Raw genomic sequence first — 13,776 nt, 5'->3', positions numbered from 1 at the left:
CCATTTTAGGACCGCCCTACGGGGCTTTCAGGCGAACCCAGACTCTTTGTTACGCCTTTTTGAAAGGTCTGGACCTTACTGCAAAGACGTGCCGCAATTCTGGATTCGCCTGAAAGCCAGAGTTCATCTGAGTTAATCAGAGGTGCCCTAAGTGGCTGGGGAGGGATAGGTAGGCTCAGAGGAACCCTGCGCAGATAAGAAAAAAGGGGCTGAAAGCCCCTTTGCATGTTACATCTGGTCTTTGACTTGAAGTACCTGTCGAACCAGGTGAGCAAGTGACTTCGTGCCCATTTTTTCCATGACTCGGGAGCGGTGTATTTCAACGGTACGCTGGCTCAGGTTGATATCAAGCGCGATAACCTTGTTGGCTTTACCCTCAATCACGTGATGCAACACCTCGCGCTCCCGGTCGGTCAGGGTACCTAATCGACGCAGGATCTCTTTGTGTTCCAGCAACTCTTTGCGTTGTTCGCTATCCAGCTTTAGAGCATCGTTGATCAGGTCGAGTAATTCCTGGTCACGAAACGGTTTCTGGATAAAGTTCATCGCGCCATCTTTAATGGCTTGTACTGCCATCTGGACATCGCCGTGCCCGGTGATAAAGATAATGGGTAATATGCAGTGCATCTCGTTGAGCTTGCCCTGGAGCTCCAGACCACTCATACCTGGCATGCGGATATCGAGCACAATACAACCGGGGCGATTTTCGTCGTAGCTGTCGAGGAATTCAGCGGGAGAGGCGAAGGTTTCCACCGCTTGACCAACCGATTTCATCAGCAGGCGCAGTGAATCCCTTACGGCCTCGTCATCGTCAATTATGAATACGGTAGATTCCTGATCCTGCTGCATGTTGCTTCCTTTTCAGTGTCTGTCTATGACTCAAGGACTGCGCCCTGTTATGTCATTTAGTTTGCCATTAAGTCACATATATATCGAGCATTATAGCCGCTTACGTGGGGATTGACGTCGAAGTCGATCCGCTACCGCAAGTATGCCGGCGGCGATAACCACAATCATACCTGAGAGCGTTATCAGTGAAAGGCTTTCTCCCCAGATCAACCAGCCCAGAAGCGTAGCAAACAAGATGGATGAATAGGTGAAAGGTCCCAGTCGGCCCGCCGGTGCCAAAGAATAAGCGTGGCTGAGACTGAGTTGAGCGCCGGTTGATAACGCCGACATCAGCAGTATGAGTGACCAACCGTTCAGTGATGGTGATATCCAGTTTAGCGCAGCCGGCAGCGCAGAAAAGAAACTGGTGAACAGGGCGAAATAAAACACAATACGGACGCTCGGTTCGGTATCGGCCATACGCCGAATGGTGACTTTTGCCAGGGCGCTAAGAAAGGCGCCCCCCAGAGCAATCAAGGCGACCGGGTGGATGGTTTCCAGGTTAGGGTTAAGGATCAGAGCAATGCCAGTAAATCCCAAAATAATAGCCCCCCTGGCTACCCAGGGAATCGCTTCGCCCAGCCAGATGGCGGCGATCAGGGGGATGAAAAAGGGGGCCGTTTGCTTGAAAAGAGCCGCTTCGGCCAGTGGCAGATGCGCCCAGGAATAGTACAGACAGTACATGGCGCAGACGCCCACAGCCGCTCGCATCAGGTGGAAATTCAGGCGCTGAGTGCGAATTCGCTGCCGTCCTCCCTTTAGCAACCAGGGTAAGAGCAATAGTAAAGCCACCATATTGCGACTGAAAACGATCACTTCATTGGGCAGTTCAGCCGAAAGAAGGCGAATTGAAATGCCGCTTAGCACCAGTAATAGCTCGGAGAGCAAGATATACAAGGCGCCTCGATAGAGTGGGTCGGACATTTAGGTGGCTTTGGTGGTTGGCTTGGAAGGGGAGGCCGGGGAGTATAACCCACCCGGACAAACGCTTGCATGAATATGTCAGGAGTGAGAAGCTGAATGTGCAGGAGCTCTGCTATGGCCTTGCTTGGGGCCGCGCTGGAAGCGCAACACCAAGGGGCCAGGCTGGATTCGATCCTTTGGGGCCAAAACAACAACAAGACTGCGGGCGACTCTCATGATCTACAAAATCATTACAGTATTTCTTTGTCTGGCGTTCCTGCCAGGTATTGCATCAGCGGACAAGTATGAAATCCTCGACCAGATGTATGCGCTGGAGGTGGAAACCTACCGCTGTTCAACTCAATTTCATATGTTTACCTTTCTTGAGGGTGACGCTAAAGCTGCTGCCAAGCTCGAGAGCAGCCTGGCGAAAATGCAATCCTTACTGCCTTCCAGGTCTCAGCTCGGTGGAGACAAGGCGTTGGAGTCGATAGTCGCTAATATCCGTGCCAGCCTGAAAGACTACAAGAAAGCGGCTCAGGCGAACGAAATGCGTACTCAGGGTTATACATCAATTTACGCCGTGAATGATCTGGATGCGGCTGAAAACAAGCTTCTGGGCAGTCTTGCCGCCGGTTATGATTATCTCACCGGCAATCAGCCCGGTTTGCGTCAGCAGGTGATGTCCGCGGCGGCTCGGGTACAGAAAATGGCCTCGCGCTACGCACGACTCGCAGCGCACTGGAACGGTCGAACCGGGCTTATGGCGGACGAAGAGGGTGATACCATTGATATTCACGCCAAGGCGTTTGCGAAACAGTTTGCCAATCTCAAAGCTCATATCGACGATGAGCGATTGAGTAAAGCGGAAACCAAATGGATGTATATATCCGGCAAGCTGGTTAATTATCAGGACCAAACGGTACCTTTCCTGGTTACCCGTTACAGCGATACCATTGTGTCCTCATTGATGGATGTGGGACTTGATACCAGTATTGAGTCACCCGCTCTGGCCGCAAATTAAGATTGATTCTCTAGTCAGGTATCTGCGCTTTTACGCCATTTCGGGGTATAATTTCCTGTTTACGCCGGTAAGTTTTAGTCTGGGGACCTGATAAAGGTTTCCTGGCCAAAAAGCCTTGCATGCTTTATGTCCCGTTGCGTACTTTATTGCATAACTCGCCCCATTCGAGAGAGGCGAGATGCGCTATCAGAGAAGTGAACGCTGCGGGCCAGATCCTCGGCGTTGAATCGATAACGACTTATAACAAGAGAGTTTTATGAGCGATACCCCGGCACTGGAAGTTAATGACCTGCACAAGCATTTTAATGAGCTGGAGGTCCTCAAGGGAGTGTCGTTAAAAGCCCAAAAGGGTGATGTTATCTCGATGATCGGTTCATCCGGATCGGGCAAAAGTACCTTCCTGCGTTGTATTAATCTGCTTGAAACACCGACTTCCGGTGATATTTACCTGCATGGCGAAAAAATCGCCATGAAGCCGGGTAAACGGGGTGTGCCTATGCCCGCAGACCAGAAACAGGTTGAACGTATTCGCTCTCGCTTGTCGATGGTGTTTCAGAGTTTCAATCTCTGGTCCCATATGACCATCGAAGAAAATATCATCGAGGCGCCCATGCAGGTGCTGGGTTTATCCAAAAAAGAGGCGCTCGAACGAGGTCGCCAGTTAATGGATAAAGTTGGCATTTATGAGCGACGCGATTACTACCCCGGTCATATGTCCGGCGGTCAGCAGCAGCGTGCAGCCATCGCCCGGGCCCTGGCAATGGACCCTGAAGTGATGCTGTTTGATGAACCCACATCGGCCCTGGACCCGGAGTTGGTGGGGGAAGTGCTCAAGGTGATGCAAGATCTTGCGGAAGAGGGACGAACCATGATCGTGGTAACCCACGAAATGGCCTTTGCCCGCGATGTATCAAACAAGGTACTCTTTCTCCATCAGGGGCTGATTGAGGAGCAGGGTCATCCTGAAACAGTCTTCAACAACCCTGAATCAGAACGACTGCAGCAGTTTCTTGCTAGCAGTTACTAGACTGATCAAAAAAACAAATCAATAAATACCAAGGGAGTTACACATGTTAAAGCGTTTGTTTGCTATTGGTGCCACCGTGGTTGCGATGGCCGCTACTCCGGCTATGGCCAAAGAATGGGACAAGGTTCGAATCGGCGTTGAGGGTGCTTATCCTCCTTTCAGCCAGACCAATCCCGATGGATCAGTGACCGGTTTCGATATCGATATTGCGAATGCCCTGTGTGCCGCGATGAATGCGGAATGTACCATGGTCAAGCAAGACTGGGACGGCATTATCCCTGCGTTGCTGGCGCGTAAGTACGATGCCATTATCGCTTCCATGTCCATCACCGAAGAGCGCAAGCAAAAGGTAGATTTTACTGACAAGTATTACACTTCGCCGCTGGCTTACGCTGCCAAGAAGGGTGCCGCCATCGATCTCGCTAACCTGAAAGGCAAGACCGTCGGAGTGCAGCGTTCTACGATTGCTGATACCTATATTTCCAATGCCGTTGAAGGGGCTAACGTCAAGCGTTACGGTACTCAAGACGAAGCCTACCTCGATATGAAAGCGGGTCGTCTCGATCTGTTGCTGGCTGATGTGTTTGTATTGACTGACGGTTTCCTGAGCAAGGAAGGTGGTGATGCCTACGAGCTGACAGGCGACAGCATTACCGACGCCAAGTGGGTAGGTGAAGGTATCGGTATCGCGGTACGTAAAAAGGATCAGGACCTGACCCAGCAACTGAACGCGGCAATTGCCAAGATCCGTGCTGACGGTACTTACGACAAGATCCGCAAGAAGTACTTCGAGTTCGAAATCTATTGATTTAGAACGCCGGCGGAGCACATTCGGTGCTCCGCCCCCTCTCTGTTTTTTCTATTCCGTTTACCTTACGAGAACGCACTATGCTGAACCTTCATGGCTATGGCGAAAGTATCCTCAATGGGGCGGTGATCACCATTGAAGTTGCCCTGTTGTCGCTCGTGCTCAGCATGATTCTTGGCATCGGAACTGCTTTGGCGAGACTGTCCAAATCGCGAATTGCTCAGGGTATTGCGATTGTCTACACCACTGTGATTCGTGGTATCCCGGATCTGGTGTTGATGTTGCTGATTTTTTTTGGCGGCCAGATATTGGTAAATGAATTGGCCTATATGGTGGGCTACGAAGATTACATCGATATTAACCCCTTTGTGGCGGGTGTATTGACCATCGGTTTTATCTTCGGTGCCTATATGGCGGAAACCTTCCGCGGCGCGATCCTCTCGGTGGACGACGGGCAACTTGAGGCCGGGAGAGCCTATGGTATGACCAGCTTTCAGGTCTTTCGTCGTATTCTGTTTCCACAAATGATGCGCCACGCACTGCCAGGCTTTGGCAATAACTGGCTGGTTTTGCTGAAAACCACCGCGCTGGTTTCCATTATTGGCCTCGATGACATGGTTCGTACCGCCTCGCTGGCAGCGGGTTCAACCCAGAAGCCTTTTACTTTTTATCTGACGGTATCGGTGATTTTCCTGATATTTACCTCAATTTCCGTGGCTTACCTGCAATGGCTTGAACGCCGTTACAGTGCCAGTCTGCGTCGGGAGGCTTGATTATGGATTTCTCGATAATCATCGATAACATCGATATCTATCTGCAAGGTGCATGGACAACCATTCAGCTGGTATTTATGTCATTGCTGATCGGACTGTTTATGGCAATACCGTTGGCAATCTTGAGGAACCATCGCAACCCACTGATTTGGGGGCCCATCTGGCTTTATACCTATTTTTTCCGCGGCACGCCCATGTTGGTACAGGTGTTCCTGGTCTATTACGGCTTTGGTCAGTTTGAGTTTATTCGAGAGAGCTTCTTGTGGGTGGTTTTTAAGGAAGCTTACTGGTGTGCCCTGTTCGCTTTTACCTTAAACACGGCGGCTTATACCACCGAGATTTTCCGCGGTGCCATTGCCAATACCCCTATGGGTGAGATTGAAGCCGCTAAAGCCTATGGTATGAGTCGTTGGCAGCAGATCAAACGGATTATTCTGCCTAGTGCCCTGCGCCGAGCCTTACCAGCTTACAGTAATGAAGTGGTCTTTATGCTGCATGGCAGTGCCATTGCCGGCATCGTAACCATTGTCGATCTGACGGGTGCCGCGCGCATTATCAATTCAAAATACTACAGCCCCTTTGAAGCCTTTATCGCGGCGGGCCTATTCTATATGGCGATTACTTTCAGCATCGTGTTTGTGTTTAAACAGCTGGAAAAGCGTTATCACGCCCACCTGCGTCCGCGCTCTTAATCCTTATGAGAGATTAAATGCCAACAGCCGGTGCAGAAGTTCTGCGCCGGCTGTTTTGTTTTGGGGGGCTTTATCATCTTGCTAACTCAGAAACGGAGACAAAGCTTATGGCCAGCGTAATGATTACCGGGTGTAACCGAGGACTTGGGTTGGAGATGACCAGGCAGTATCTGGCAGACGGCTGGATGGTCTATGCCAGCTGCCGGGATGTTTCCAACTGTACCGAACTCGATGACCTGGCCGCAACGAGCCCGAACCTCAAGGTGTTCGAATTGGATATATCCAGTAATGAATCGATTGATCGGTTGGTTGCGCAGTTGGGGGATCAGCCGCTGGATTTGTTGGTGCAAAATGCGGGCGTTTATGGACCGACACCGGGTAATCTGCAGCAGGTGTCGGCGGATACCTGGATGGAGACCTTGCGCATTAACACGGTAGCGCCCCTGATGCTGGTGCAGCGTTTACTGGTCAATCTCGATCGTGGGGAGAACCCGGCTATTGCAATACTCAGCAGTAAAATGGGCAGCATATCGGATAACGGAAGTGGTGGTAGCTATGTCTATCGAAGTACCAAAGCTGCATTAAATGCAGTGGGAAAAAGCTTGTCGCTGGACTTGAAGGCTCAAGGAATCAGGGTATTGATGATGCATCCCGGGTGGGTCAGGACTGATATGGGTGGGCCCAATGGCCTGATCGATGTCCACACGTCGGTTACCGGTATGAGGCACGTAATCGCAGCATCTACCCTGAAAGAATCGGGAGGGTTCTTTAATTACGATGGTAGTCCGATTCCCTGGTAGGCGAGTCTGGGCGGCCGGGGGTTCTGATTATACGGTGATATCGACCCGTTGTTGCTCAACGGGTTGAATAGTTACCGGTTGGTCGTAGGCTTCCTGAATTCTGCCCTGTAGCAGTTCACCCGGGGTAGGCTGTTGGCTGACCCGCTGCTCTATTTGTTGTTCAACAACCGCTGGTGGCGGTGCTCCGTTGCTAACGGCGACGGTGCGACTAATATCCTGAATATCTGAGTAGGTTAAGGAATTGCTGGAGCTGCTGCTCTCGTTGCCGCTGTAGGTGCTGGTATAGATATCGATCTGATTTTGCTGTGCCTGAGCCTGGTTAACACCAAGAAAGGCAGTTCGTTGGGTTTCATTGATCGAGTCCCGGGTAGCCTGTGCCTGATTGATCGAATCACCCAGTTGATCAAGTCGCGCATTGGATTCCTCATAAGTGAGACCTGCTTCCGGGCGAACGGCGCTATTGGGTGTACCCGGAGCAACGACGTAGGGATTGGTACCGGAAATGCTGTTCATAACAGGCCTCCTTCAGAGCATTCAATAAGGTGCGATGAACCTATTATAGGTGAAGCAAAAGGAAGTTCTAATACGGAAAATCCGCAGTAACAAAGGTTGTTATTTCGGATTATTCGCTTCTAGCTTGCAATCCTGGCCAAGCCAGTGACCGAAATCTTGCCGGGACATGGGTTTTGCGAACAGGAAGCCCTGGAACATATCACAGCCCATGTCATGCAAGTGAGCCCATTGAAATTCAGTTTCTACCCCTTCTGCTACGGTGATTATTTCCATATGCTGGCCGATGGAAATAATGGCATTGACCAGGTGACGAGGGGATTCGCTGTGCAGTTCGCTGATAAATGACCGATCGATTTTAAGGATATCGATGGGTAGATCCCGTAGATAGGCCAATGATGAATAGCCTGTGCCGAAATCATCAAGCGCTATTTTCAAACCGAAGTTGCGTAATTGATGGAGCTTTTCGAGGGTTTCATTGAAATCTGTTAAGAGAACACCTTCGGTTACTTCAAGGCAAAGCCGGGAGGGGTTAATACCGCTGCTGGTTATGGCGTCGAATAAATTATCGACGAAATCGGGTCTGGCAAACTGCCAGGGTGAAACGTTGACGGTCAGGTAGCCGAGAAACCAGGGTATGTCCTTTTGCCATTGTGTCAGGATTTCCAGCGCCGCCTTGAATACCCAGTCACCAATACTGTTAATCAAGCCTGTTTCTTCCGACAAGGCAATAAATGAGCCGGGAGTGGTCAGTCCTCGTCGAGGATGGTTCCACCTCAGTAGTGCCTCAGCTCCGATACAGCGACGGTCCTTATCCAGCAAAGGTTGTACATGAAGTTCAAACTGGTTGCGATGCAGAGCCTGGCGCAACTCCTGCTCCAGCTGTTGACGAACACGGTTTTCTTCTATCGAAACAGGATGATAGAAGTGAAAGCCACCACGACCACTTTTTTTGCCGCGATTCAGTGCGACGCTGGCACCACTCATTACGTCGTGAACAGAGCTGGCATGCTCGGGTACTAGCACTATGCCGATCGTGGCGCCTACTTGCAGGCTGTGATCGTTTATCTGTAACGGCTGGTGAATAACATCCAGCACTTTCCCCGCGATGCGCTTGGCGTATTCGGGGGTTTGGCTGTTAATGTGCTCATCAAGAATCACAAATTCATCGCCGGCAATGCGCGCGATCATCATCGATTGCCCGACCGTGTTAACCAGTCGCTTGGCGAGCAGTTTCAGCAGTTGGTCTCCCACGTCCTGGCCCAGCTCATCGTTGATATGTTTGAAATGATCCAGATTTATCTGCAGGTAGAGGAAAGGAGGGCAAGTCTTGCTGTCAATCGGTAAGCGCTGATTCAAATATTCCTTCAGCATCAGTCGGGTCGGCAGTTCGGTCAAATGGTCTTCAAACGCGATCCGTTTCACTCGGTCTTCGGCGTCCTTTCTTTGTGCCATTTCCTGCTTTAACGAAGTTTCTCTGCTGCGAGCCGCTGCGGCGTTGCGGACGGCAGCGTAGGCAAGGGAAGCACAAATGCTGATCACCAGAATTGTGGTCGAAAAGCCGTACACGTAAACGCTGTTTAACTCACCTCGATCAATCATGCTTCCTATCAAGCTGGATGCCGCCTGCAACAATAGGTAGCAGGCCCAAAGGGCAGAGATTAACGAATGTTCTTGCCACCAGTGTCTCAGGAAACGCCATAGGCAGTAGGCATACACGCTGTTGATGAAGAGCACCCAGAGAATTTTGAGTTGTCCTGGGGTCCCTCGCAGCAGGAACAGATTCTCTCCCCAGGGGTAATCGAAAGAACGGACACCGGTGATGGTATCGAAACGCAGCGTGTAGGGAGCGGTCAGATTGATAAAGAGCAGGGTAATACAGATGCCGATAACGATCGTTACCCAGGTTCGTATTTGCTCGTGCTGGGTCGATAAAGAGCAGAAGGCCGCATAGCCAATAGGCGAAAGCAGGGCGAAGGACAGTTGCCAGCGAGTAGCGGCCAGGCTCTCGTTGAGTGATGCTGCCTGATGCAGAAACAGGGTGCTTATCTGATAGCCCGCGCCGCAGAAACAGATCAGTGTTAACGAAAAATACAGCTGCTGCATTCTAGGGCGGGAGCTGATTCGGGACAGCAGCCCTAGGGTCATTGCGGCGGCGAGCATGATCCCGCTTGATAGTCCGAATAGCAGGGAGATCAATGGCAATGAAACTGAAGAGGTGTGCATGCTCGTCCGTGAAGCTTGATGTCAGGGGGCATTATAGCCTGAAATCTATTCGATTACGCTGTGGGCGTAGAGAGCAGTTTGTCGATCTGTTTGAAGCGATGGTAGATTGAATCCTGAATATCCTGTCGTTCGAATTCCGACAGGTTGGCCAGCTCGGTAACATCGATTCGGTGTAGGTGCAGGTAAGGATGGGCGGCTTTAAACTCCCGCAAATCACCGTTCATCAGTACAGGCAAGAACAGCTTCTTGCCCTCGGATTTTGCCTTGTACGTGTTATTGATCAGGTTTATGCCGTGCATAAACTCCAGCATCTTGGAGCGCTTGTTGCCGCGCATGGGCAACGAAAGGAAAAGTCCGCCCTGATGACCAAAGCTTTCACCCGGGTGTAGCATAATGCCGGTCTTTTTAATGGAGGCGGTATTAATAAAGCTGAACATGTCGTGAAACGCATAGGGGTTGGGAAGCACGATCAGGCCGCTGTTATTATCCCGAGGTAAAATAACTTCAAAGTTAGAATAAATTTTTTCTACGGACGGGCTATAGACACAAAAAGCGCTGGACACCTTTTTGAAAAAGTTTGAGGCCAGTTGCTTATTGGAAATCGCGCTGAGGTCCCAGAAAAGATCCGGGTTCTCGTTATTACTCATACTTCATATCCCTACGAACTTCGCAAAACAATAGGCTTATTTATGCCTATTGGCAATAAGCAACGATTTGAAACGCCAATCTAGTCGCGCGCGAGAGCAACCAGTCCATGCAGCACGATCTCTTCGTACGTGATCACCCCCACGACCTTGCCGTGGTCCAGTACCGGTGTCGAAGACAGGCCAAATTGGTCAAACAGACGAGCACAATAGCGAATATCCATTTCAGGGGATACGCTGAGTACGGGTTTGGTCATGATCTCATATAAATTCACTCTTTCGGGCGAGCGATCATTGGCCAGTACTTTTTTGGCGATGTCAGCCAGCACCACAATACCGTATTCGTCGTGCTCGTGTCGCTTTTTTATGATCAGCGTGTGGGCGTCTTCTTTCACCAGGGCTTGAATGGCGCTGTCAACGGTCATTAAACCGTCCATTTCGACGAATTGGCCTTTCATCACCTCTTTGACTTGGATTAATTTCTTTACGGTCATAGCTCTTGCTCCACTTTTTCTGCCAATTCGGTTGCCTGATGGGCGACCCCTACGGCATCCTCAACGTCCAGCTGAATGGCGATCCCGCTGCCAGGAGAGGTGTCAAATTCACCGACCTTCGATATGGTTTCAAGAATGTGCCGGCTCAGGTGTTCCTCGACCAGAAACATGACGATGTCGCGCTGGGTTTCCAGGGTCAGACCCAGGAAGGTCTGGCTTTTCTGAATGCCTTCGCCGCGGGCGTTGTTGATGACGGTTGAACCGGTCGCGCCAGCTTCTCGAGCGGCTTCAACAACCTCATCCGTTTTGCTGTCCTCGACAAAGGTCAGCAGCAATTTAAAGTGCATTGTTGTCAATCTCCGTATTTACGTCAGTCGCTTGTTGGGCTGTCTTTGGGTTTTGCCTGGCTTGTTTGTTGTGCTTTCTTCGGGCTTTTATTTCAGCGAGTTGGGCATAGCCCATCACACTCATTATCGGGAACAGGCTGGCAAAGGCGATCAGGCCAAAGCCATCAATCAATACGCTGCGACCCGGAACCGTTTCTGCCAGACCAAGCCCCAGGGCCGTTACCAGAGGCACGGTTACGGTTGAGGTGGTGACCCCGCCGGAATCATAGGCCAGGGGAACGATCATACGCGGCGCAAACGAGGTCTGGATGACCACTAGAATATAGCCTGCAATGATAAAATAGTGGATCGGCAGGCCCGTGACGATGCGATAGCAGCCCAGGGAAATACCCACAGCAACCCCGATAGCCACGGCGATTCTTAAGCCCCAGGTACTGATGGCACCGCCGGATACCTCGCTGGCCTTAATGGCCACGGCGATAAGAGAGGGTTCGGCAATAGTGGTGCTAAAACCAATGGCAAAGGCAAACAGGTAGACCCAGTAGTACTGTTCCCAGAGCACCTCTGTGGGGATAGCGGCAAAGCCCTGGTAGACAAATTCGGGGCGGGTTAGCTGCTCGGCCATCAAGCGTCCCAGCGGAAACAGGGCTCGTTCCAGCCCCATCAAAAACAGCGACAGACCGACCACAACGTAGGCAAAACCGATCAGGACCCGCTTTAAATTGGGCACGGGTTTGCGCAGTACCAGATATTGAAAGCCGAAAATGATGGTGGCAATGGGGATAACATCCCCCAGTGTGGCCAGTAAGGTGGTGAAAATTTCCTGTAGCAGATTCATTGGCTGATCACCATGCCGTAGCCCATTACAAATATCATCGGGGTCAATGAGGCAAAGGCAATCAGGCCAAAGCCATCAATCATCGGATTACGACCCTTGATGGATGAGGCCAGGCCAACACCAAGAGCCGTCACCAGAGGAACCGTAATGGTCGAGGTGGTCACGCCGCCGGAATCGTAGGCAATACCTATGATCTCACGAGGAGCGAAGAAGGTCATAATGACCACCATGATATAGCCCCCGATGATCAGCCAGTGGATGGGCCAGCCCATCAGGATTCTCAGTACACCAATCACTATGGCCAGGCCCACCGATAAGGCGACGGTCAAGCGTAGTCCGTCAGCGTAGCCGCTCATGGAATTGTCGGTGGCGGCGATCACTCCCGCGTCGGCAGCAATAGTCGCGGCCTCGCTGGCGACCGCAATCAGGGCCGGTTCGGCAATGGTGGTGCCGAAGCCCAGCGCGAAAGCGAATAACAGCAACCAGGCAACGCTACCCTTGCGGGCGAAGGCGTGGGCCAGGGTTTCACCAATGGGAAATAACCCCATCTCCAGGCCAAAGATAAAGAAGGTCAGCCCCAACACCACAAATACCAGGCCTAATACCAGATCCAGTACATGGGGTAGAGGCTGTTGCAAGACACCAAATTGGAAAAACAGAATAACCGCGATGATCGGGGCAAGATCTCGCAGACTCCCGAGCATAGCGGTGAGCAGGGCAATGATGCTTTTTTTCAAATCAACTTCCGTAATTGATGCCTACAGAAATAGGCGGCCACCTAAACCGGTAGCATGATCTATGAATCCTATTTTGAGCCTTAGTATAGAAGCTGTCGTATGACGGAACGCTGACAAAGATCATTTAACGGCTTATCTGGGCCGGGATGTGCGCCATTGTTGTTGGCAAATACGGATGATGGCGTTGGTCGCGTCGTTCGCACCGGCTTGCTTGTTCCAGCCCAGGCCGATGGTACGACCAAGATCAATATCGGCGATCTCGCGCAGCATCAAATCATCCCGGTGCAGCAGCTGTGGAATCTCCGGAATCAGCGCGGCGCCGACCCCGGCGCCTACCAGGGCCAGGGCGTATTCTACGGTTTGAATACGAGCCCGCACCTGCAAGCGTATGCCCTGGCTGGACAGGCTTTCATCCAGGGCGCTAACCGCTTCACAAGGTGCTCGATAAATAAAATCGATATCGGCAAGATCGCCAAGGTGCAACTCGGTTTTAAGGGTTAACGGGTGGCCGGCGGGTAGGGCCAGAAAGTAACGATCTCGCCATAGCGGCTGGAAATGCTCATTACTTTGCAGGTACGCACTGGTGATGATACGGGCATCGCAGGGTTGCTCAGGCTGTACCAGAGTCAGCTCCAGTCCCTGCACGCTGTTGTTCAAATCCTTTAATAGCTGGCTGACCCGCTCGGCGCCCAGCGATCGAATCAGCCCCAGCCGGTAAGGGAAACGCTCACGGGACTGGTTAAACAGCCCTTCGATGGCATGGGCATCGCCCAGCAAACGGTTGGCCAGCGGGTACAGGCGCTCACCCGCGTCCGTCGCCTGGACGCCCTTGGCGTGGCGTGAAAACAGCGGACCATTGAGGCTCGACTCGAGCTGGGCGATGGCCGCAGATATCGACGGCTGGGCAATATAACAGCGCCGCGCTGCCGCACTGATGCTGCCGCATTCATACACTGCCACAAAATAACGAAGAGCTCGTAAATCCATAGGTAAAAACTATATCAGATACAGATAAAGAATATTATTGCTTTGGTTTAGCCTGAATTACCCTATTCAACAATGATC

The 13,776-nt window shown here is 51.5% G+C and carries 16 protein-coding genes; 6 read left to right on the top strand and 10 right to left on the bottom strand.

Annotation, left to right across the window (positions count from 1 at the left end):
• Positions 1-228: 228 nt before the first annotated feature.
• Positions 229-849: a response regulator transcription factor gene (locus tag MIB40_RS12095; RefSeq protein ID WP_249694519.1), complete on the bottom strand. Its 621-nt coding sequence runs from the start codon at positions 847-849 to the stop codon at positions 229-231.
• Between the two features lie 90 nt (positions 850-939).
• Positions 940-1,812, bottom strand: a complete 873-nt coding sequence (locus MIB40_RS12090) for a DMT family transporter (protein WP_249694517.1) — start codon at positions 1,810-1,812, stop codon at positions 940-942.
• A 214-nt stretch (positions 1,813-2,026) separates the two neighbouring features.
• Here MIB40_RS12090 and MIB40_RS12085 point away from each other — a divergent pair, with 214 nt between their 5' ends.
• The 6 genes from MIB40_RS12085 to MIB40_RS12060 all read left to right on the top strand — a co-directional run bounded on the left by MIB40_RS12085 (position 2,027) and on the right by MIB40_RS12060 (position 6,915).
• Positions 2,027-2,815 (top strand): hypothetical protein, encoded by a 789-nt coding sequence (locus MIB40_RS12085; protein ID WP_249694515.1) that lies wholly within the window; start codon positions 2,027-2,029, stop codon positions 2,813-2,815.
• 256 nt (positions 2,816-3,071) lie between these two features.
• Positions 3,072-3,842, top strand: a complete 771-nt coding sequence (locus MIB40_RS12080; protein WP_249694513.1) for an ABC transporter ATP-binding protein — start codon at positions 3,072-3,074, stop codon at positions 3,840-3,842.
• 43 nt (positions 3,843-3,885) lie between these two features.
• Positions 3,886-4,650, top strand: coding sequence for an ABC transporter substrate-binding protein (locus tag MIB40_RS12075; protein ID WP_249694512.1), 765 nt, complete (start codon positions 3,886-3,888; stop codon positions 4,648-4,650).
• A gap of 80 nt (positions 4,651-4,730) precedes the next feature.
• Positions 4,731-5,423 carry an ABC transporter permease gene (locus MIB40_RS12070; RefSeq protein ID WP_249694510.1) on the top strand — a complete coding sequence of 231 codons (693 nt, stop codon included), beginning with the start codon at positions 4,731-4,733 and terminating at the stop codon, positions 5,421-5,423.
• Between the two features lie 2 nt (positions 5,424-5,425).
• Positions 5,426-6,115, top strand: a complete 690-nt coding sequence (locus MIB40_RS12065; protein ID WP_249694509.1) for an ABC transporter permease — start codon at positions 5,426-5,428, stop codon at positions 6,113-6,115.
• Between the two features lie 107 nt (positions 6,116-6,222).
• Positions 6,223-6,915, top strand: a complete 693-nt coding sequence (locus tag MIB40_RS12060; protein ID WP_249694508.1) for an SDR family oxidoreductase — start codon at positions 6,223-6,225, stop codon at positions 6,913-6,915.
• 27 nt (positions 6,916-6,942) lie between these two features.
• Here MIB40_RS12060 and MIB40_RS12055 read toward each other — a convergent pair whose 3' ends face one another.
• From MIB40_RS12055 to MIB40_RS12020, 8 genes are all read right to left on the bottom strand, one after another.
• A complete protein-coding gene (locus MIB40_RS12055; RefSeq protein WP_249694507.1) occupies positions 6,943-7,428 on the bottom strand; it encodes a hypothetical protein in 486 nt (161 codons plus the stop codon).
• Positions 7,429-7,527: 99 nt separating this feature from the next.
• Complete coding sequence (locus MIB40_RS12050; protein WP_249694506.1) at positions 7,528-9,651, bottom strand: putative bifunctional diguanylate cyclase/phosphodiesterase; 2,124 nt, start codon at positions 9,649-9,651, stop codon at positions 7,528-7,530.
• Between the two features lie 53 nt (positions 9,652-9,704).
• Positions 9,705-10,298 carry a hypothetical protein gene (locus tag MIB40_RS12045; RefSeq protein ID WP_249694504.1) on the bottom strand — a complete coding sequence of 198 codons (594 nt, stop codon included), beginning with the start codon at positions 10,296-10,298 and terminating at the stop codon, positions 9,705-9,707.
• An 80-nt stretch (positions 10,299-10,378) separates the two neighbouring features.
• Entirely contained in the window at positions 10,379-10,789 is a 411-nt protein-coding gene (locus MIB40_RS12040) for a CBS domain-containing protein (RefSeq protein ID WP_249694501.1), read from the bottom strand.
• Positions 10,786-11,136 carry a P-II family nitrogen regulator gene (locus MIB40_RS12035; RefSeq protein WP_249694492.1) on the bottom strand — a complete coding sequence of 117 codons (351 nt, stop codon included), beginning with the start codon at positions 11,134-11,136 and terminating at the stop codon, positions 10,786-10,788. The genes MIB40_RS12040 and MIB40_RS12035 overlap by 4 nt, the downstream gene beginning before the upstream one ends.
• Positions 11,126-11,974 carry a DUF1538 domain-containing protein gene (locus MIB40_RS12030; protein WP_249694490.1) on the bottom strand — a complete coding sequence of 283 codons (849 nt, stop codon included), beginning with the start codon at positions 11,972-11,974 and terminating at the stop codon, positions 11,126-11,128. Before MIB40_RS12030 ends, MIB40_RS12035 begins: the two co-directional genes overlap by 11 nt.
• Positions 11,971-12,678: a DUF1538 domain-containing protein gene (locus MIB40_RS12025; RefSeq protein WP_249694522.1), complete on the bottom strand. Its 708-nt coding sequence runs from the start codon at positions 12,676-12,678 to the stop codon at positions 11,971-11,973. Before MIB40_RS12025 ends, MIB40_RS12030 begins: the two co-directional genes overlap by 4 nt.
• 165 nt (positions 12,679-12,843) lie before the next feature.
• Positions 12,844-13,698, bottom strand: a complete 855-nt coding sequence (locus MIB40_RS12020; protein ID WP_249694488.1) for a LysR family transcriptional regulator — start codon at positions 13,696-13,698, stop codon at positions 12,844-12,846.
• Between the last annotated feature and the right edge of the window lie 78 nt (positions 13,699-13,776).

It is taken from the genome of Aestuariirhabdus haliotis (assembly GCF_023509475.1).
Classification (GTDB): domain Bacteria; phylum Pseudomonadota; class Gammaproteobacteria; order Pseudomonadales; family Aestuariirhabdaceae; genus Aestuariirhabdus; species Aestuariirhabdus haliotis.
This window is presented reverse-complemented; position numbering and strand designations above follow the sequence as displayed.